The organism is Serratia sp. P2ACOL2, assembly GCF_003691565.1.
Taxonomy (GTDB): domain Bacteria; phylum Pseudomonadota; class Gammaproteobacteria; order Enterobacterales; family Enterobacteriaceae; genus Serratia; species Serratia liquefaciens.
In genome coordinates, this window is sequence record NZ_CP033162.1 from 5000135 (window position 1) to 5018100 (window position 17966).

Below are 17966 nucleotides of genomic sequence, written 5' to 3' on the forward strand. Positions count from 1 at the left end.
GGCTACGGGGCGGCCTGCCGCCCCTGCATGTCAGCCCTTGTAAAAGGGTTTATCCCCCAGAATGGTCGCACGGTGCATGATGCGCCGCTGTGGCAGATAATCCGCGTTGGCGTAATGTTGCGTCACGCGGTTATCCCAAATGGCAATGTCATTCTCCTGCCAGCGCCAGCGCACCTGGAACTCCGGCTTGGTAATGTGAGCAAACAGGAAGTTCAGCAGCGCGTCACTTTCCTTCGGAGCCAAATCAACAATTCTGGTCGTGAAACCTTCATTGACGAACAGCGCCTGCCGGCCGCTGACCGGGTGGGTGCGCACCACCGGATGCAACAGCGGCGGGTTTTTCTGTACCGCCAACTGCCAGCGCTGATGTTCCTCTTCGCTGCCACGATGTTTGTATTCCGGGAATGACTTGGTGAAGTCATGCTCCGCCTGCAGGCCCGCCAGCAGCTGCTTTAAAGGGGCGGACAAGGCTTCATAAGCCGCGATACCGCTGGCCCACAGCGTATCGCCGCCGGTGGTAGGCAGGGTTTTCGCTGCCAAAATCGCCCCCAGCGGTGGGTTTTCGATAAAGGTCACGTCGGTATGCCAGTTATCGTTGTCCGGCGGATTATTGTCATGGGTATCCAGCACGATAATCTCTTTCACATCGGCGGCTTGCGGGTAGACCGGATGGATGTGCAGGTCGCCAAAGCGGCCGGCCAGGTTGCGCTGCTGCAACGGCGTGATCGGCTGATTGCGCAAGAACAGCACCTGATGTTTGAGCAACGCATGGTAGAGCTGCTCGAACTGGCCGTCGCCCAAAGGACGCGCCAGGTCAACATTCTCCACCAGCGCACCGATATAAGGCCCCAGGGGGGTGATACTCAAACGTTCGTTCATTGCTGTACTCCGTGCCACGGGGTCAATCGACGCTGCAAGGCACGCAGCCCCAGCTCCAGCCCAAATGCAATAATCGCAATCACGCCAATACCGGCCAACACCACATCGGTAGCCAGAAACTCACCGGCGGATTGCACCATAAATCCCAGGCCGCGGGTGGCGGCAATCAGTTCTGCTGCGACCAGCGTCGACCAGCCGACCCCCAGCCCAATGCGAATACCGGTTAAAATCTCCGGCAAGGCGCTCGGCAGCACCACAAAACGCAGCACCTGCCAGCGGTTGGCGCCCAGCGCACGCGCCGCGCGCACCCTGACCTGAGCCACGCTGCGCACTCCCGCCACGGCGGACAGCGTCACCGGGGCGAAAATCGCCAGATAAATCAGCAGGATCTTTGAAGTTTCACCGATGCCGAACCAAATCACCATCAGCGGTAAATAGGCCAGCGGCGGCACCGGGCGATAAATTTCAATCAGCGGATCGAGAATGCCGCGTACCGTCTCGTTCAGCCCCATGGCAATACCCACCGGCACCCCGATAAGCACCGCGGCCAGCAGCGCAACCAGGATGCGCCCCAGGCTGGCGGCCAGATGCTGCCATAGCGTGGCGTCCATAAAACCCTGCGGGCTGGCTATGGTGATCAACTGATGCAGCACCTGCTTCGGCGCCGGCAAGAACAACGGGCTGATCAGGTTCAACGCGGTCACGCCCCACCAAATAGCCAGCACCACCAACAGGGTGGCGCTGCTCAACCAGACGTTGCGTGGCACGCTAAAGCGCCGCGGTGCCGCAGCCTTCGGCTGGGCAACCTCTTTAAGGGCAGAATGCAGGCTCATAACAAGGCCTCACGCTGTTGGAAAACTTTACCCAGCACGTATTCACGCTGGGCGATAAATTCAGGATCAGACTTGATCGAACGGCAAGGCTCACCGTCGGCATAGCGTTGGCCGAAATTCAGCGCCAGACGCTCCACCACCTGCCCCGGCCCCGGCGACAGCAGCAGCAGCTCACTGGCAAGGAACACCGCCTCTTCAATATCGTGGGTAATCAACAACACCTGCTTGCCGGTATCCCGCCAGATGGTCAGCAGCAGTTCCTGCATTTGTTCACGGGTAAAAGCATCCAATGCACCGAACGGCTCATCCAGCAACAGCAAACGCGGATTGGCCGCCAGTGCGCGAGCTATGCCCACGCGCTGGCGCATGCCGCCGGAAAGCTGCCAGATGAAGTGCTGCTCATAACCGGCCAGGCCGACGCGCTGTAGCATCTGCAGCGCCACTTCCCGACGCTGCGGCTTGCCGATCCCAGCCAGCTGCAAGCCAAATTCGACGTTATCCACCACGTTACGCCACGGCAGTAAACCTTCATGCTGGAACACCACGCCCCGCTCGGCCCCGGGGCCTTTAACGGGAACTTCGTCAAGCGTGATGCTGCCAGCTGAAGGCTCGATAAACCCGGCGATCAAATTCAGCAGCGTGGTTTTGCCGCAGCCCGAAGGGCCAAGCACCACCACCAGTTGTCCGGCGTCAATCTGGAACGAGACGTCACGCAGCGCAGGACGCCCCTGGTACTCTGCTGAAAGATGGTTAACGTTTAGCATTCTGCTCCCTTACGACTGCGGCGCAGCCTGCACCTGTTTCACAAAGCGATCGGTGACATAGGCACTGTAATCGCTGTCGACCTGGGGAATTTTGCCCTGCTGTTTGAGGAACTCGGCGGTGTCATGAATGGCTTTGTCCACCGGCTGACCAAGCTGGGTGATCTGCTCGGCGACCGGCAGGTAAGTATTGCCCTGCACCAGCACCGGTATCTGCTCTTCCGGCACGCCGCTCAGTCGGGAGAGCGTGCTGAGGTTGCCCTTGTCCTTCAGCCACTGTTCCGGCTGCGCCAAATAGGCTTTTTGGGCGTTCAGTGCGCTGGCGGCGAAGGCCGTCACCACTTCAGGATGCTTCTCGGCAAAGTCCTTGCGCACTACCCAAACGTCGAGCGTCGGGGCGCCCCACTGTCCGACCTGGGCAGAATCCGTCAGCACCTTGCCCTGTTTGGCCAACTCATTGACCACCGGAGCCCAAACATAGGCGCCATCGATATCGCCGCGCTGCCAGGCGGCGGCGATGGCCGGCGGTTGCAGATTGAGGATTTTGACCTGCTCTGGCTTGATGCCCCAGTGCTTCAGAGAAGCCAACAGGCTGTAGTGCGTGGTTGAGATAAAGGGCACGGCGATGCGCTTACCGATCAGATCCTGCGGGCTTTTAATCTCTTTTTTCACCACCAGCGCTTCGGAACTGCCGAGCTGGGAGGCGATCAGAAACACTTCGATAGGGAGTTTTTGGCTGGCGGCCACCGCCAATGGGCTGGAGCCGATGTTGCCGATCTGGACGTCACCCGAAGCCAATGCGCGCAGCACGCTGGAGCCACTGTCGAATTTGCGCCAGTCAACGGTAGCGCCGGACTGTTTGGCGAAGCTGTTTTCCGCCTGCGCCACCTTGGCGGGCTCCGCCGAAGTCTGGTAGGCCACGGTCACGTCCACCGCATAGGCGCTGGCTGCGCTAAGTGACAACACCAGCAGCGCCGCACTGCGTAGAGAAAAAAGTTTGCTCGCCATGATCGCTCCGTTGATAAAAGTCTGTTCAGTTGCTGACAGTTTTATCCGAGCGTTGGCGAGCTATAAAAGAATAAAAAACTCTGCGTTATTACTTATGGGAATATTTAATCAAATCATCCCAATGTGGCGGAATCCCTCCAGGGAATCTTTTAGGGGCCCGCGTCAGTGTTCTCACATTAAGATAAAAAGTCACGGGCGGTGGCTGGTTGAAACGAACCCCATCTGCTTACAGGCGCAGTTCGCCACGCAAAAAAATCTGCGCATAGCCGCCTATCAGGGTACGGTCGCCTTTCAGTTCGCAGAACAGCTCACCGCCGCGCGCCGAAATCTGCCGCGCGTGTAATTGATGGCGGCCGAGACGTGCGCTCCAGTAAGGCATCAACGTGCAGTGTGCAGAGCCGGTAACCGGATCCTCACCGCCGTCCAGCGTGAAATAGCGCGAAACGAAATCCACCGTTTCGCCCGGTGCGCTGGCGATCACCGCACGCCCGGCCAAAGCAATCAACGCCGGGATATCCGGCTGCAACGCTCGCACCTGCGTTTCGTTTTCCAGCACCACCAGCAGCGCATTGGCTTGCCACACTTCCTGCGGTTCAACACCCAACAGCGCACTCAACCCGGCAGGCGTCGCGATTTTTTGCGGCGGTCGGGACGGAAAATCCAGGATCAAGCGTTCGCCATCTTCGGCGTCGCGCTTAACGTACAAATCACCGCTTGCCGAACGGAAACGGATATCCTGCAACGCCGGATTGACCGCGCTGAACATCACGTGCGCCGCCGTCAGCGTGCCGTGGCCGCACAGATCCACCTCACGATGGGGAGTAAACCAGCGGATGGCCGACATATCGCCATCGTCCCAGACGAAGCTGGTTTCAGGCAGGCTCAGCTCATTGGCGATCGCTTGCATCTCGGCGGTCGACAACGGCTGTTTCAGCAGGCATACGCCGGCCGGATTGCCGCGAAGCCCTTCGCCGGTGAAGGCCACTACGTGGAAGTAATTTTCTGCCATCTGCAACTCCTTAATGCCAGATGAGTAACACACAGGCCGCCGTCAGCAGCCCCATAGACAGATTAAAGATGATCCAGGCCTTTTTGCTGCGTAACAGGCGGCCAATCACCGTGCCGAAGCCGAGCCAAATCACCCCGGCGACAATATTCACCACCAAAATGCCCAGCGAGATCGCCACAATCGACGTGTTGTACCTGTCGCCTGCCAGGCTAAAACTGGCCACCGCCCCCAGCGCCATCAGCCAGGCCTTGGGATTAAGGAACTGCAACAGCCAGCCCTGATACAAGCGTATCGGTTTGGGCGGCGCCACGTCGGTCTCCAGCTTTTCATAGGCGGCAGTGGCCACTTTCCACGCCAGCCATAACAGGTACAGGCTGCCGAGGATTTTCAGCACCAGGTGCAGCGCAGGATAAACCAGGATCAGGCTGCCGACCCCGAACGCCACCAGCAGCAATATACTTTGCATCCCCAGCATGATGCCTATCATCAACAGCAGCGAGCGCATAAAACCAAAATTGGCGCCGGAGGTGGTCAGCAACATATTATTAGGGCCTGGCGTGATTGCGGCGACCCACAGGAAGCCTAACATCGAAAGAAATAAACTCGGTTCCATGAGGTGGGTGCTCCTCACCCAGGGTGATTTTTTGCAGTATTATTGTCAGTTCAGGATAGTGAAGCTAACAGCGCACTATTAATCCCACAATAGCCGCCAATAAGATTTTTACTCAGGTTATGCATGAATCCTTTCGCCCTTTGACCGGGGCCAGTAATCCGCATCTGCAGACGCTGCTGCCAAGGCTGGTGCGCCGCCGCGTGCAGCTAAAACCACATTGGCAACGGCTGGAATTGCCCGACGGCGACTTTGTCGATCTCGCCTGGAGCGAAGATCCGGCTCAGGCTGCCGGCAAGCCGCGCGTGGTGCTGTTCCACGGACTGGAAGGCAATTTCTACAGCCCCTACGCTCACGGTCAACTCAACGCCTGGCGTGAAAAAGGCTGGCTTGGCGTGGTGATGCATTTTCGCGGCTGCAGCGGCGTGCCGAACCGCAAGCAGCGCATCTATCACTCCGGAGAAACGGAAGATGCGCGTTTCTTTCTGAGGTGGCTGCGCGCAACCTACGGCGAAGCCCCCACCGCCGCGGTCGGGGTCTCGCTCGGCGGCAACATGCTGGCCTGCTACCTGGCACAGCAGGGGGCGGACAGTCTGCTGCAGGCGGCGGTCGTGGTCTCGGCACCGCTGATGCTGGAGCCCTGTTCGTGGCGTATGGAACAAGGCTTTTCGCGCGTTTATCAGCGCTATCTGCTTGGGCAACTCAAACAAAATGCCACCCGCAAGCTGCTGCACTATCCTGACACGTTGCCGCTCAAGCTGCCGCAGCTCAAAGCGTTGCGCCGGATCCGCGACTTTGATGACGCCATTACCTCGCGCATTCACGGCTTCAGCGACGCCAGTGATTATTATCGCCGTTGCAGCGCCCTGCCGCTGTTGCCTGCGATCCAGACGCCGTTATTGATCATCCATGCCAAAGACGATCCCTTTATGACCGACGAAGTGATCCCCGAGGTCACCAAGCTGCCGCACAACATTGAGTATCAGTTGACCGAGTTTGGCGGCCACGTCGGTTTTGTCGGCGGTACCTTGAAACACCCCCAAATGTGGCTGGAATACCGTATTCCATCCTGGCTTTCCCCTTATCTGGACACAACCACGTGATTATCCCCTGGAAAGAACTGGAAACTGAGACCCTAAACAGCCTGATCGAGTCCTTTGTGTTACGCGAAGGCACCGACTACGGCGAGCACGAACGCTCGCTGGAACAGAAAGTGGAAGACGTGCGCCGCCAGTTGAAAAACGGCGAGGTGCTCCTGGTTTGGTCAGAACTGCATGAGACCGTCAACATCATGCCGCGCGGCCAGTTCCGCGCCGGGCAGGAAGAAATTTAGTGGCGATCGGTTCTATGACTGACGGAAAAAATCAGGTAACAATGGGTTATTGCAAACCAACGCGCGGAATTTTGCCCTTGGCGAAAGGGCGTCAAACAGACCAATAATCATATCTGACGCCTGCGCATTTAACACGGAGTGACCTACCACCATGTCCGCCAAACATCCCGTTATCGCAGTGACCGGCTCCAGCGGGGCCGGCACCACCACCACCAGCGTGGCGTTCCGTAAAATCTTTCAGCAGTTGAACATCCGCGCCGCCGAGCTGGAAGGCGACAGTTTCCACCGCTACACCCGGCCGGAAATGGACGCGGCGATCCGCAAAGCGCGCGATCTCGGCCGCCATATCAGCTATTTCGGCCCCGAAGCCAATGACTTCGGCCTGCTGCAACAAAGCTTTCTCGACTACGGCAAAAACGGCACCGGTCGCTCACGCAAGTATCTTCATACCTACGATGAAGCGGTACCCTATAATCAGGTTCCCGGCACTTTCACCCCATGGGAAGCCTTGCCGGCACCGACCGACGTGCTGTTCTACGAAGGGCTCCACGGTGGCGTCGTGACCGAACACATCGACGTGGCCAAACACGTCGATCTGCTGGTCGGCGTAGTACCGATCGTAAACCTGGAATGGATCCAGAAGCTGATCCGCGATACCGGTGAACGCGGTCACTCCCGCGAAGCGGTAATGGATTCGGTGGTTCGTTCGATGGAAGACTACATCAACTACATCACGCCGCAGTTTTCACGTACCCATATCAACTTCCAACGGGTGCCGACGGTAGACACCTCCAACCCGTTCGCCGCCAAGGCTATCCCTTCGTTGGACGAGAGCTTTGTGGTGATCCACTTCCGCGGGCTGGACCAGATCGACTTCCCTTATCTGCTGGCAATGCTGCAGGGATCTTTTATCTCGCATATCAATACGCTGGTGGTGCCGGGTGGCAAAATGGGGCTGGCGATGGAACTGATCATGGCGCCGCTGGTGCAGCGACTGCTGGAAGGGAAAAAAATCGAGTAATCTACGGGGCGCGGTACAACCGCGCCCCTTTATCCGTTACGCCAGGTCGCGGATTTCAAAACTGTGGGTAACGCTGGCGGCTTTGCTCAGCATCAGTGAAACTGAGCAGTATTTCTCGGCTGACAGGTTGACCGCACGTTCCACGATCTTGTCGCTCAAATCTTTGCCGGTCACGATAAAATGCAGGTTGATGTGGGTAAACAACCGTGGCGCTTCTTCGCGGCGTTCAGAGGTCAGCTTCACCTCGCAATCACGCACGTCGTTGCGTCCTTTTTGCAGGATCGACACCACGTCGATAGCACTGCAGCCCCCTACTGACATCAGCACCATTTCCATCGGACTGGGCGCTTTATCGCCGGCGTTGCCGTCCATCAATACCTGATGGCCAGACGCGGATTCACCCAGAAACGTCAACCCTTCCACCCACTTAACTCTTGCCTGCATGCTGGTCACTCCGGTTAATTTCTTAAAATCAGAGTACGCTTTCGCATAGAAACTGGCAACGGAACCTGATGCTAATCATGCTGAAGCGAGACAACACGAGACACCCGCCTCACTCTGTGCTACAAACAGAGCCGCAATAAATCTTTCCGGGACACTGATTTCAGGGAAACTCCCAGGGAAAGGCTCCTTTACCGGTATGTTAACAGAATGTAGCTTGCAGCTCTCCCGGCAAGTTAATATGCTAGAGCGACAGCGTATATTTATGACACGCCTCAAAACCTGCTGATAGCCACCATTAAAACAACGGCGACAGCACGTTTTACAGGGAACTCTGACCCCTGTGACACAAGGCAGCGATAACAACAGAGGATAACAGCGAATGGTTCTCGGCAAACCGCAAACAGACCCTACTCTCGAATGGTTCCTGTCTCATTGCCATATCCACAAATATCCATCCAAAAGTACGCTGATTCACCAAGGTGAAAAAGCCGAAACGCTTTACTACATCGTCAAAGGCTCCGTCGCGGTGCTGATTAAGGATGAAGAAGGTAAAGAGATGATCCTGTCCTACCTTAACCAGGGGGATTTCATCGGCGAGCTTGGATTGTTTGAAGAAGGTCAGGAGCGTAGCGCCTGGGTTAGGGCGAAGACCGCCTGTGAAGTGGCTGAAATTTCCTACAAGAAATTCCGCCAGCTGATTCAGGTAAACCCGGACATCCTGATGCGCCTGTCTGCCCAGATGGCAAACCGCCTGCAGATAACCTCTGAGAAAGTGGGTAACCTCGCCTTCCTGGACGTTACGGGCCGCATCGCGCAAACCCTGCTGAACCTGGCGAAACAGCCTGATGCCATGACCCATCCGGATGGCATGCAGATTAAAATCACCCGTCAGGAAATTGGCCAGATCGTCGGTTGCTCTCGTGAAACCGTGGGTCGTATTCTGAAAATGCTGGAAGATCAAAACCTGATCTCCGCTCACGGCAAAACTATTGTCGTTTACGGCACCCGTTAATCACTGAAAAAACGGCGCGATAATTCGCGCCGTTTTTTTATGCCCCGATTTATCATGTGGCGCCGACTGATTTATCATCCGGAAGTCAACTATGCACTGCGACAAACGCTGGTGCTGTGCCTGCCGGTTCTGCTCGGGCTGCTGATCGGCCAACTGCAATACGGCCTACTATTTTCCCTGGTTCCCGCCTGCTGCAACATCGCCGGGCTGGACACGCCCCACAAACGCTTCTTTAAACGCCTGATCGTCGGCGGCTCGCTCTTTGCGCTTAGCAGCCTGCTGCTGCAACAGGCACTGCTGTGGCAAGTACCGCTGCCCGCATTGATGCTCGGTCTGGCACTGTTGCTTGGCGTCAGCGGCGAAATCAGCCCACTGCACGCCCGCCTGCTGCCCGCCGCGCTGGTTGCCGCCATCTTCTCCCTCAGCATGGCCGGTACGGTGCCGCTTTGGCACGCGCCGGTGTTATATATCGTGGGTACCGCCTGGTACGGCCTGTTTACCTGGTTCTGGTTCAAGCTGTGGAAAGAGCAACCGATGCGCGAGTCGCTCAATCAGCTCTATCTGGAGCTGGCGGACTACTTCGAAGCCAAATATTCGCTGTTGACCCAGCACACCGATCCGCAGACCGCCTTACCACCGCTGCTGGTGCGCCAGCAAAAGGTCATGGATCTGATCACCTTGCTGTATCAGCAGCTTAATTTTCTGCCCCATGCCAGCAATCTCGAACAAAAGCGCCTGCAACGCACCTTTCAGGTCGCGCTGGATTTGCAGGAACATATCACCGTCAGCCTGCACCTGCCGGAAGAGGTCCAAAAACTGGTAGAGCAGAGCCAGGCCGAAGCCATTATCCGCCGCAATGCACAGGTGATTGCCAATCGGCTGCGCACGGTAGCGCACGATATCCTCTATCATCAGCATTCTCAGCGCTTCAACATGGACCATGAGCTGGCAGCCCTGGAAAAAGTGGCGGCGCAACACCCGGACAACCCGGTCGGCCAATTCTGTTATTACCACTTCAGCCGCATCGCCCGCCTGCTGCGCACCCAGCACCCACTCTACCGACGCGATCTGATGGCCAATCAAAACCGTCTGCCATTCTGGCCCGCGCTGGTCAGTTACCTGTCGTTCAAATCCAACGCCCTGCGCAATGCGGCTCGGCTGGGAGTCACCCTGGCGGCGGGCAGCAGCCTGGGGATGATTTTCAATCTGCCAAAACCTTACTGGATCTTGCTGACCATCATGCTGGTGAGCCAAAACGGCTACAACGCCACCCGGGTGCGCATCCAGCACCGTGCGCTCGGCACCTTGGTTGGGTTGGTGATTGCCGCCGGATTACTGCAGCTGCAACTGCCCGAGGCTGAGACGCTGGGCGTGATGCTGGTGATCACGCTGCTGGCCTATCTGGTTTCACGTAAAAATTACGGGCTGGCGGTAATTGGCTTTACGGTGACGGCGGTTTACACCCTGCAACTGTTGGCACTGAACGGCACCCACTTCCTGGTGCCGCGCCTGATCGACACGCTGATCGGCTGCGTACTGGTGTTCGGCAGCACCATCTGGCTGTGGCCACAGTGGCAAAGCGGTCTGCTACGCAAGAACGCCCATCAGGCGTTGGAAAACGATCAACAGGCGCTGCGCCTGTTGCTGGAAGAGCAAGAACCCGATCCCAGCGCGCTGGCTTATGCTCGCATGCAGGTCAATCAGGCGCATAACGCGCTGTTCACCTCACTCAATCAGGCGATGCAGGAGCCGGGTTTTGAATCGAGCTACCTGGCAGATATGCGCCTGTGGGTTACGCACAGCCAGTTTATTGTCGAACACCTGAATGCGATGACCATTCTGGCGCGCGAGCACTATATGCTGACGCCAAAGCTGGCGGAGGAGTATCTGCAGTCTTGTGAAATCGCGCTGCAAAGCTGTCAGCAGCGGCTTGAATACGACGGGCCGAGCAGTGGCAACGGCATTATGCAGCCACCGGATTTGCAGCCGGATATGCCGGTAACTGAAATGGAACGCCATCTGCGGCGGATTTTGTCCCACCTGAGCGTCATGCACACCATCTCGTCACTGGCCTGGCGCCAGCGTCCGCACCATGGTATCTGGCTGAAACGCAAACTGCGCGATCAATAAGGGCGCCGCCGGCGCCCTCAGACTGCTGACAAAGCTTGTTATTAGGGAGACCGCCCCTCGGTGCCCTTATGCATTAAGCGCCAATCACGTCCTGCACGGCCAGTTCAAACAGCGCCATCCCTTCGTCAATATCCTCGGTTGCTACCACCAGCGAAGGCGCAAAACGAATCACGTTTGGCCCGGCATTGAGGATCATCAACCCGCGTGCAGCGGCGGCAGTCAGGAAATCACGCGCCTTGCCGTGGTAATTTTTCGTCAATTCGGCACCAATCAGCAGGCCCATGCCGCGAATATCGCTGAAAACACCATATTTCTCGCCAATCTGTTTTAACGCCTGCACGTACAGTCCATGACGCAGTTCAATGCCACTGAGCACTTCCGGTGTATTGATCACGTCCAGCGCCGCCTCCGCCACCGCGCAGGCCAACGGGTTGCCGCCGTAGGTGGTGCCATGGGTGCCCACCTGCATCACCGAGGCAATCTCTTCGGTGGTCAGCATCGCGCTAACCGGGAAACCACCGCCAAGCGCCTTGGCGGTGGTCAGGATATCTGGCGTCACGCCATAGTGCATATAGGCGAACAGTTTGCCACTGCGCCCCATGCCACTTTGCACTTCGTCGAATACCAGCAGCGCCTGATGCTGGTCGCACAGTTCGCGTACGCCCTTGAGGAAGTCGGCGTCTACCGGGGTAATCCCCCCTTCACCCTGGATCGGCTCCATTACCACCGCGCAGGTATGGTCGTCCATCACCGCTTTCACCGCGGCCAAATCGTTGAACGGTACGTGTACGATATCGGCCGGTTTCGGCCCAAAGCCGTCGGAATATTTGGCCTGTCCGCCGACGGAGACGGTAAACAGCGTGCGGCCGTGAAACGCGTTATAGAACGCGATGATTTTGGTTTTGTACGGACTGTGGCGGGTAATCGCATAATGACGCGCCAGTTTGAAGGCAGCTTCGTTAGCCTCTGCGCCGGAATTGGCGAAAAACACCCGATCGGCAAAGGTGGCGTTAATTAGCTTGGTCGCCAGGCGCAGCGCCGGTTCGTTGGTGAACACGTTGCTGGTATGCCACAGGGTTTCGCCCTGCTGTTTCAGCGCCTCAACCAACGCCGGGTGGCAGTGCCCCAACGCCGTCACCGCAATGCCGCCGGAGAAATCGATGTACTCTTTCCCTTGCTGGTCCCATACGCGGCTGCCTTTGCCCCTGACCGGGACAAACTGAGCAGGTGCATAAACAGGCAGGATAACCTGATCAAAGGTGCTGCGGGTTACTGCAGATTTTTCGGTCATTATGGGGTCCACCCTGAAAGTAACTCAGTTTTTTAATGGCAATTGAATGAAAATATAATCACAAAATATGCATAAAAAACCATTAAAGGGCAAACGCAAATCACCTTGGCGACTAAAAAAAATCTAAGCAATTAACTTTTAAGGAAATTATCCAACAGCTGATGCCCCAGTTCGCTGAGGATGCTTTCTGGGTGGAACTGTACCCCTTCCAGCGCCAACTGCCGGTGGCGGATGCCCATGATCTCATCGCGTACGCCGTCGCGCTCACTCCAGGCGGTAACTTCAAAACAATCCGGCAAAGTAGCAGCTTCAAGCACCAACGAATGGTAACGGGTAACGGTCAGCGGGTTGTTCAACCCGCGAAAAATACCGCTGTCGAGATGGCGGATCGCCGAGGTCTTGCCGTGCATCACCTCGCGGGCGCGCACCACCTTGGCACCGAATGCCTGCCCCAGCGCCTGGTGCCCCAGACAAACGCCGAGGATCGGCAGCTTGCCGGCAAAATGTTGGATGGCGGCTAATGAGATGCCGGCTTCATTCGGGGTACAGGGCCCAGGAGAGATCACCAGACGCTGCGGCGCCAGCCTTTCGATATCGGCCAGTTGCAGCTCGTCGTTACGCTTCACCAGCACCTCGGTGCCCAATTCGCAGAAGTACTGGTAAAGGTTATAGGTAAAAGAGTCGTAGTTATCGATCAACAGCAGCATAGTGTTTCCAACAGACATCATCGCAATCGCAGGGGCGAATATGCCGCCCCGATTTACACGGGCGCAGTATACAACGCCCTCACGATACTGCCGCTACCGATAATTTCAGCTTACTTCTTGCGACCGCCCATGATCGAGCCCAGCACGCCGCGCAGGATCTGTCGACCGAGATCGCGTGCCATGCTCTTGGCGGCGGTTTGAACTATGCCGTCGCGCTTGCCGCCGCGTGGGCCGGTAGAGCCGAACAGAATTTCGTTCAGGCCGCCCATCAGGCCGCCACCCGCCTGCTGCTGCGCCTGGGGTTGCTGCGCCGGTTGGCCCGCTTGCGGTGCACCGACGGTGGCGAAACCTTCGGCAGACAGCTTCTCGTAGGCGGACTCGCGGTCCACCATATCCTCATAACGACCGTACAGCGGCGATTTATTGATCGCACTGTTCAGCCCTTCCGCCCCCAGCATGCCCATCTTGGATTCCGGCGCGATCACCATCGCCCGTTCCACCACGTTTGGCCGCCCTTTTTCGTCGAGGAAAGAAACCAGCGCCTCGCCGACGCCCAGCTCGGTGATCGCCGTTTCCGCATCGAAGGCCGGATTGGCGCGCATGGTTTGCGCCGCGGCTTTCACCGCTTTCTGATCGCGAGGGGTAAAGGCGCGCAGCGCGTGCTGCACGCGGTTGCCTAACTGACCGAGCACGCTGTCCGGAATGTCGAGCGGGTTTTGGGTAACAAAGTAGATGCCGACACCTTTGGAACGGATCAGGCGTACCACCTGTTCGATTTTCGTCAGCAGCGCCGCCGGTGCGTCGTTGAACAGCAGGTGAGCTTCGTCGAAGAAGAACACCAGCTTCGGCTGCTCCGGATCGCCCACTTCCGGCAGGTGTTCGAACAGCTCGGCCAGCAGCCACAGCAGGAACACCGAATAGAGTTTCGGCTGATTAATCAGCTTGTCCGCTGCCAGCAGGTTGATGATGCCGTGGCCGTTGGCGTCGGTTTTCATCAGGTCATTGATGTCCAGCATCGGCTCGCCGAAGAACTGGTTTGCCCCCTGCTCTTCCAGCGTCAGCAATCCGCGCTGGATAGCGCCGACCGAAGCCGAAGAGATATTGCCATATTGGGTTTGGAACTGTTTGGCGTTGTCCCCAACGTACTGCACCATGGCGCGCAGATCTTTCATATCCAACAGCAGCAGCGCATTGTCGTCGGCTATTTTGAACACCAGTTGCAGCACGCCGCTTTGAACTTCGTTCAAATCCAGCAAGCGGGCCAGCAGCAACGGCCCCAGATCGGAAACGGTGGCGCGGATCGGGTGGCCCTTCTCGCCATAAATGTCCCACGGAATAATAGTGCAGGCCTGCGGCTGCCAGTCAGTGACGCCAATTGCCGCCAAACGCGCCTGCAGCTTCTCGGAAGGCACGGCTTCGGTACCAATACCCGACAGGTCTCCCTTTACGTCAGACAAAAAGACCGGCACACCAATGCGCGAAAACTGCTCGGCCATTTTTTGCAACGTCACGGTTTTACCTGTCCCGGTCGCTCCGGTGATCAGACCATGGCGGTTCGCCAATGCCGGCAGGATAACCAGATCCTGTACCGGTTTCCCGTCTTTCATCGCTTTGGCGATAATCCGTGCTTCACTCATTTTCTTTTCCTTGGACGCGACGCAAAAAGCGCCTGTTGATGTCAATAAAGCTATAAGGGGGACTTAACCCCGTCAAGGACAAACAAAAATCGCCCCCTTAACCCGCCAACTGGACAGGTAAATTTAGGATTCCGCTTAGCCCATTGCGGCCATGCCATAACCCACTTGAACAATAAAACACCGGTGATATAGTAAGCAGTACGCTGTATATACGAGGTATTTACCATGTCTGAATCTACCGTGGTTATCCGCGTGGATGACGAGTTAAAAATAGCTTTTGCCAGCGCGGCCAAAGCAGCGGATCGAACGGCATCTCAGCTTTTACGCGATTTCATGCGAGATTTTGTCAGTCGACAATCGCAGCAAAAAGAGTATGAACAGTGGTTGCAGGAGAAGGTCGATTTAAGCCGAAAAGCGCTCCAGGAAGGAAGAGTGGTTGATAATGAGGACGTTGAGGCTTATTTCGCCGAGCGCAGGGCAAAATCAATGCGGTAAAACGATAAGGAAATATCGTGAAGCTAAAGTGGACGGATCCCGCAATTGCTGACCGTATGGCAATTTATGACTATCTTGCGTCAAAGAACCCGATAGCTGCCGCAGAGATTGATGCTTTGATTTCTGCGGCGGCAAGCCAACTATCCCGAAACCCATCAAGTGGCAAAGTGGGCCGGGTTTCAGGTACACGTGAATGGGTCATTCATCATTTTTACCTACTGACTTATGAAGTAAAAAATGACCTTCTTATTATTTTGGCAGTCGTACATTCCCGCCGGCAATGGCCAAAGGATTAATCACCCCCGCAGCCCCAGCTCCTCTTTCAAGGCTTTCAGATAGCGGCGGCTGACCGGGACTGGCTCCCCAACCGGCATGATCATTTCCGCAGCGCCGCCCTCATCGAAGCGAATTTCACGCACCTGCTCCAGATTGACCAAATACTGACGGTGGCAGCGTACCAGCGGTGTCCGCAGCTCCAGCGTTCGCAGCGTCAGCTCGGTAAAACATTCCATGCCGTCATTACGCACCACAAATACGCCACTCAGTCGCGAACGTATCGCTACTACCTCGTCAAAGCGCAGCAAATAGATGCGACTGTGGCCGGTACAAGGGATGTATTTCAGGTAGCCGGCGCTTTCGTCCAGCGCGGCGATGTTTTGCTGCCCGCGCTGTTGCTGCAGGCGCTGCAGCGTTTTGCTCAGCCGCTTCGGCTCCGCCGGTTTCAACAGGTAATCAAACGCATGCTCTTCAAAGGCCTGCACCGCGTATTCGTCATAGGCGGTCAGGAACACGATATGCGGCATGCGATTAGGGTCGAGCATGCCTACCATCTCCAACCCGGTAATGCGCGGCATCTGAATATCCAGAAACACCACGTCCGGCTGCAGGCGATGGATCCCGCTGATGGCTTCTATCGCATTGGCGCATTCGCCGACAATGCTGATGCCCTCTTCCGCTTCCAGCAAATGTCGCAGGTTATCGCGTGCAGACGGTTCATCATCGACAATCAGTACGTTTAACATCAGGCAGCCCTCGCCAAGGGTACATTGAGCGTAATGCGGGTGAAGGTTTGTGGCTCACAGGCCACCCGTACGCCATAGCCGTCGCCGTAGCGTACGCGAATACGTTTATCTACCAGGTTCATTCCCAGCCCGCTGTTGTTCGGCAAAGGTTGGTATAGACCCGCATTGTCGGTCACCTGCAATAACAGACAGCCGTCTTCGAGCCGAGCGCCAATATCTATACGCCCGATGCCCAGCAACTGCGAAGTGCCGTGCTTGATGGCATTCTCAACGATTGGTTGCAGTGAAAAGGCCGGCAGACGTACCGCCAACAGCTCTTCCGGCAGCGATACCGCAATCTCCAGCCGATCGGCAAAACGCGCCTGTTCGATCTGCAGGTAGGCGTTAACGTGCTCAAGTTCGTCTGCCAGGCTGACTTCGTCGTCCGAACGCTTGAGGTTTTTGCGGAAAAAGGTCGAAAGGTACTGCACCAGCTCACAGGCCCGGTCCCCGTCACGACGGATCACCGCCACCAGCGTATTCAGGGCGTTGAACAGGAAATGCGGATTGACCTGCGCATGCAGCAATTTGATTTCCGACTGCGCCAGCAGCTGCGTGTGGCGCTCATACTGGCCGGCCATGATCTGTGCGGATAACAGGTTGGCGATACCTTCACCCAGCGTGCGGTTGATGGTGCTGAACAAACGGCTCTTCGGCTCGTAGAGTTTGATGGTGCCAATCACCCGCTGGTTCTCACCGCGCAACGGGATCACCAGCGTCGAACCCAGTTTGCAGTTGGCGTTGATCGAGCAGCTGTAGGAAAGCTCATTGCCGTCGGCGTAAACCACTTCGTTGTTGTCGATCGCGCGGTGCGAATGCTTTGATGAGATCGGCGTGCCCGGCAGGTGGTGATCGTCGCCGATGCCGATAAACGCCAGCAGCTTCTCACGGTCGGTTATCGCGACCGCACCAATCCCCAACTCCTGATAAAGCACCCGCGCCACTCGCATGCTGTTTTCCTGATCGAACCCCTGGCGCAAGATGCCTTCGGTACGTTCGGCAATTTTCAGTGCCTTGGCGGAGAACGCGCCGGTGTATTTCTCGAACATCGCCCGCCTGTCCAACAGGATCTGCATAAACATCGCCGCCCCCAGCGTGTTAGCAATCAGCATTGGCAAAGCAATGTGTTCCACCAGCCGCAGCGCCTCGTCAAACGGCCGTGCAATCGCCAGGATAATCGCCATTTGCAGCACTTCGGTCACCAATGCCACCCCGGCGACAAACAAGGGGTTAAACAGCAGGTCGATACGCCGCCGGCGCATGGCGATGCTGTGCACCAGCCCGCCCACCAACCCTTCCGCCACGGTAGAGACCGCACAGGCGATGTCGGTCATGCCGCCCAGCGTGTAGCGATGCAAGCCCCCGGTCAAACCCACCAGGAACCCTACCGAAGGCCCCCCAACAGGCCGCCCAGCACGGCGCCGATCGCGCGAGTGTTGGCAATCGATCCTTCGACATGCAGCCCGAAATAGGTGCCCATGATGCAAAACACCGAGAAAATGACGTAGCACAATAGCTTGTGCGGCAGGCGGATAGTCACCTGTGTCAGCGGAATGAATAACGGGGTTTTACTCAGTAAATAAGCAATGACAAGATAGACGCACATCTGCTGTAGCAGCAGCAGAACCTGGCTAAATTCAAACATGGCAGCAGCTCATCCCTTAACAAAACAGATGCAGAACGCCGGGTTTCCGGTCTGATTATAAGCTGGCGATTAAAGCATGCGACGGGGAAA

Annotated in this window: 18 protein-coding genes and 1 pseudogene; 7 read left to right on the forward strand and 12 right to left on the reverse strand. The window is 57.0% G+C overall.

Annotation, left to right across the window (positions count from 1 at the left end):
• Positions 1 to 30: 30 nt before the first annotated feature.
• The 6 genes from tauD to EBA31_RS24080 all read right to left on the reverse strand — a co-directional run bounded on the left by tauD (position 31) and on the right by EBA31_RS24080 (position 5103).
• Positions 31 to 879: a taurine dioxygenase gene (gene tauD, locus EBA31_RS24055; RefSeq protein ID WP_122080374.1), complete on the reverse strand. Its 849-nt coding sequence runs from the start codon at positions 877 to 879 to the stop codon at positions 31 to 33.
• Positions 876 to 1712 (reverse strand): taurine ABC transporter permease TauC, encoded by an 837-nt coding sequence (gene tauC, locus EBA31_RS24060; protein ID WP_122080375.1) that lies wholly within the window; start codon positions 1710 to 1712, stop codon positions 876 to 878. The genes tauD and tauC overlap by 4 nt, the downstream gene beginning before the upstream one ends.
• Positions 1709 to 2476, reverse strand: a complete 768-nt coding sequence (gene tauB / locus EBA31_RS24065; protein ID WP_122080376.1) for a taurine ABC transporter ATP-binding subunit — start codon at positions 2474 to 2476, stop codon at positions 1709 to 1711. The genes tauC and tauB overlap by 4 nt, the downstream gene beginning before the upstream one ends.
• A 9-nt stretch (positions 2477 to 2485) precedes the next feature.
• Complete coding sequence (gene tauA / locus EBA31_RS24070) at positions 2486 to 3481, reverse strand: taurine ABC transporter substrate-binding protein (RefSeq protein WP_122080377.1); 996 nt, start codon at positions 3479 to 3481, stop codon at positions 2486 to 2488.
• Positions 3482 to 3707: 226 nt separating this feature from the next.
• Positions 3708 to 4490, reverse strand: a complete 783-nt coding sequence (locus tag EBA31_RS24075) for a PhzF family phenazine biosynthesis protein (RefSeq protein ID WP_122080378.1) — start codon at positions 4488 to 4490, stop codon at positions 3708 to 3710.
• 10 nt (positions 4491 to 4500) lie between these two features.
• The gene (locus EBA31_RS24080; RefSeq protein ID WP_020837282.1) at positions 4501 to 5103 is read right to left on the reverse strand and encodes a LysE family translocator; all 603 of its coding nucleotides are present in this window, start codon (positions 5101 to 5103) and stop codon (positions 4501 to 4503) included.
• Positions 5104 to 5222: 119 nt separating this feature from the next.
• On the opposite strand from EBA31_RS24080, the gene EBA31_RS24085 reads away from it, so the two are divergent.
• From EBA31_RS24085 to EBA31_RS24095, 3 genes are all read left to right on the forward strand, one after another.
• Positions 5223 to 6203, forward strand: coding sequence for a hydrolase (locus tag EBA31_RS24085; protein WP_122080379.1), 981 nt, complete (start codon positions 5223 to 5225; stop codon positions 6201 to 6203).
• Positions 6200 to 6433 carry a YheU family protein gene (locus tag EBA31_RS24090; protein ID WP_020837285.1) on the forward strand — a complete coding sequence of 78 codons (234 nt, stop codon included), beginning with the start codon at positions 6200 to 6202 and terminating at the stop codon, positions 6431 to 6433. The genes EBA31_RS24085 and EBA31_RS24090 overlap by 4 nt, the downstream gene beginning before the upstream one ends.
• Positions 6434 to 6584: 151 nt before the next feature.
• A complete protein-coding gene (locus EBA31_RS24095; RefSeq protein WP_020837286.1) occupies positions 6585 to 7454 on the forward strand; it encodes a phosphoribulokinase in 870 nt (289 codons plus the stop codon).
• 36 nt (positions 7455 to 7490) lie between these two features.
• Here the strand turns inward: EBA31_RS24095 and EBA31_RS24100 are convergent, their stop codons facing one another.
• A complete protein-coding gene (locus EBA31_RS24100; RefSeq protein ID WP_020837287.1) occupies positions 7491 to 7898 on the reverse strand; it encodes an OsmC family protein in 408 nt (135 codons plus the stop codon).
• Positions 7899 to 8277: 379 nt separating this feature from the next.
• Between EBA31_RS24100 and crp the strand changes: the two genes are divergently transcribed.
• Positions 8278 to 8910, forward strand: coding sequence for a cAMP-activated global transcriptional regulator CRP (crp, locus tag EBA31_RS24105; protein WP_004718520.1), 633 nt, complete (start codon positions 8278 to 8280; stop codon positions 8908 to 8910).
• Positions 8911 to 8964: 54 nt separating this feature from the next.
• A complete protein-coding gene (locus tag EBA31_RS24110; RefSeq protein ID WP_041415732.1) occupies positions 8965 to 11040 on the forward strand; it encodes a YccS/YhfK family putative transporter in 2076 nt (691 codons plus the stop codon).
• A gap of 73 nt (positions 11041 to 11113) precedes the next feature.
• On the opposite strand, the gene EBA31_RS24115 is transcribed toward EBA31_RS24110, so the two are convergent.
• From EBA31_RS24115 to EBA31_RS24125, 3 genes are all read right to left on the reverse strand, one after another.
• Positions 11114 to 12331, reverse strand: coding sequence for an aspartate aminotransferase family protein (locus EBA31_RS24115; protein ID WP_115060714.1), 1218 nt, complete (start codon positions 12329 to 12331; stop codon positions 11114 to 11116).
• Between the two features lie 131 nt (positions 12332 to 12462).
• Positions 12463 to 13038 (reverse strand): aminodeoxychorismate synthase component II, encoded by a 576-nt coding sequence (locus EBA31_RS24120; protein WP_122080380.1) that lies wholly within the window; start codon positions 13036 to 13038, stop codon positions 12463 to 12465.
• Between the two features lie 110 nt (positions 13039 to 13148).
• Positions 13149 to 14675: a helicase HerA-like domain-containing protein gene (locus EBA31_RS24125; RefSeq protein WP_115060716.1), complete on the reverse strand. Its 1527-nt coding sequence runs from the start codon at positions 14673 to 14675 to the stop codon at positions 13149 to 13151.
• A 225-nt stretch (positions 14676 to 14900) separates the two neighbouring features.
• On the opposite strand from EBA31_RS24125, the gene EBA31_RS24130 reads away from it, so the two are divergent.
• Positions 14901 to 15170 (forward strand): hypothetical protein, encoded by a 270-nt coding sequence (locus EBA31_RS24130; RefSeq protein WP_020837302.1) that lies wholly within the window; start codon positions 14901 to 14903, stop codon positions 15168 to 15170.
• 17 nt (positions 15171 to 15187) lie between these two features.
• Positions 15188 to 15466, forward strand: a complete 279-nt coding sequence (locus EBA31_RS24135) for a type II toxin-antitoxin system RelE/ParE family toxin (RefSeq protein WP_122080381.1) — start codon at positions 15188 to 15190, stop codon at positions 15464 to 15466.
• Here the strand turns inward: EBA31_RS24135 and btsR are convergent, their stop codons facing one another.
• Positions 15467 to 16192 (reverse strand): two-component system response regulator BtsR, encoded by a 726-nt coding sequence (gene btsR / locus EBA31_RS24140; protein WP_020837306.1) that lies wholly within the window; start codon positions 16190 to 16192, stop codon positions 15467 to 15469.
• Positions 16192 to 17876, reverse strand: a pseudogene (locus EBA31_RS24145) (LytS/YhcK type 5TM receptor domain-containing protein). The gene btsR and the pseudogene EBA31_RS24145 overlap by 1 nt, the downstream one beginning before the upstream one ends.
• Positions 17877 to 17966: the final 90 nt, after the last annotated feature.

What these genes read in the sequence shown, in the direction of transcription:
- EBA31_RS24100 (WP_020837287.1), bottom strand. Translation starts at nt 7,898, where the DNA reads ATGCAGGCAAGAGTTAAGTGGGTGGAAGGGTTGACGTTTCTGGGTGAA.
- EBA31_RS24075 (WP_122080378.1), bottom strand. Translation starts at nt 4,490, where the DNA reads ATGGCAGAAAATTACTTCCACGTAGTGGCCTTCACCGGCGAAGGGCTT.
- EBA31_RS24115 (WP_115060714.1), bottom strand. Translation starts at nt 12,331, where the DNA reads ATGACCGAAAAATCTGCAGTAACCCGCAGCACCTTTGATCAGGTTATC.
- tauA (WP_122080377.1), bottom strand. Translation starts at nt 3,481, where the DNA reads ATGGCGAGCAAACTTTTTTCTCTACGCAGTGCGGCGCTGCTGGTGTTG.
- tauC (WP_122080375.1), bottom strand. Translation starts at nt 1,712, where the DNA reads ATGAGCCTGCATTCTGCCCTTAAAGAGGTTGCCCAGCCGAAGGCTGCG.
- EBA31_RS24125 (WP_115060716.1), bottom strand. Translation starts at nt 14,675, where the DNA reads ATGAGTGAAGCACGGATTATCGCCAAAGCGATGAAAGACGGGAAACCG.
- EBA31_RS24120 (WP_122080380.1), bottom strand. Translation starts at nt 13,038, where the DNA reads ATGCTGCTGTTGATCGATAACTACGACTCTTTTACCTATAACCTTTAC.
- EBA31_RS24095 (WP_020837286.1), top strand. Translation starts at nt 6,585, where the DNA reads ATGTCCGCCAAACATCCCGTTATCGCAGTGACCGGCTCCAGCGGGGCC.
- tauB (WP_122080376.1), bottom strand. Translation starts at nt 2,476, where the DNA reads ATGCTAAACGTTAACCATCTTTCAGCAGAGTACCAGGGGCGTCCTGCG.
- tauD (WP_122080374.1), bottom strand. Translation starts at nt 879, where the DNA reads ATGAACGAACGTTTGAGTATCACCCCCCTGGGGCCTTATATCGGTGCG.
- EBA31_RS24130 (WP_020837302.1), top strand. Translation starts at nt 14,901, where the DNA reads ATGTCTGAATCTACCGTGGTTATCCGCGTGGATGACGAGTTAAAAATA.
- EBA31_RS24110 (WP_041415732.1), top strand. Translation starts at nt 8,965, where the DNA reads ATGTGGCGCCGACTGATTTATCATCCGGAAGTCAACTATGCACTGCGA.
- crp (WP_004718520.1), top strand. Translation starts at nt 8,278, where the DNA reads ATGGTTCTCGGCAAACCGCAAACAGACCCTACTCTCGAATGGTTCCTG.
- EBA31_RS24085 (WP_122080379.1), top strand. Translation starts at nt 5,223, where the DNA reads ATGCATGAATCCTTTCGCCCTTTGACCGGGGCCAGTAATCCGCATCTG.
- btsR (WP_020837306.1), bottom strand. Translation starts at nt 16,192, where the DNA reads ATGTTAAACGTACTGATTGTCGATGATGAACCGTCTGCACGCGATAAC.
- EBA31_RS24080 (WP_020837282.1), bottom strand. Translation starts at nt 5,103, where the DNA reads ATGGAACCGAGTTTATTTCTTTCGATGTTAGGCTTCCTGTGGGTCGCC.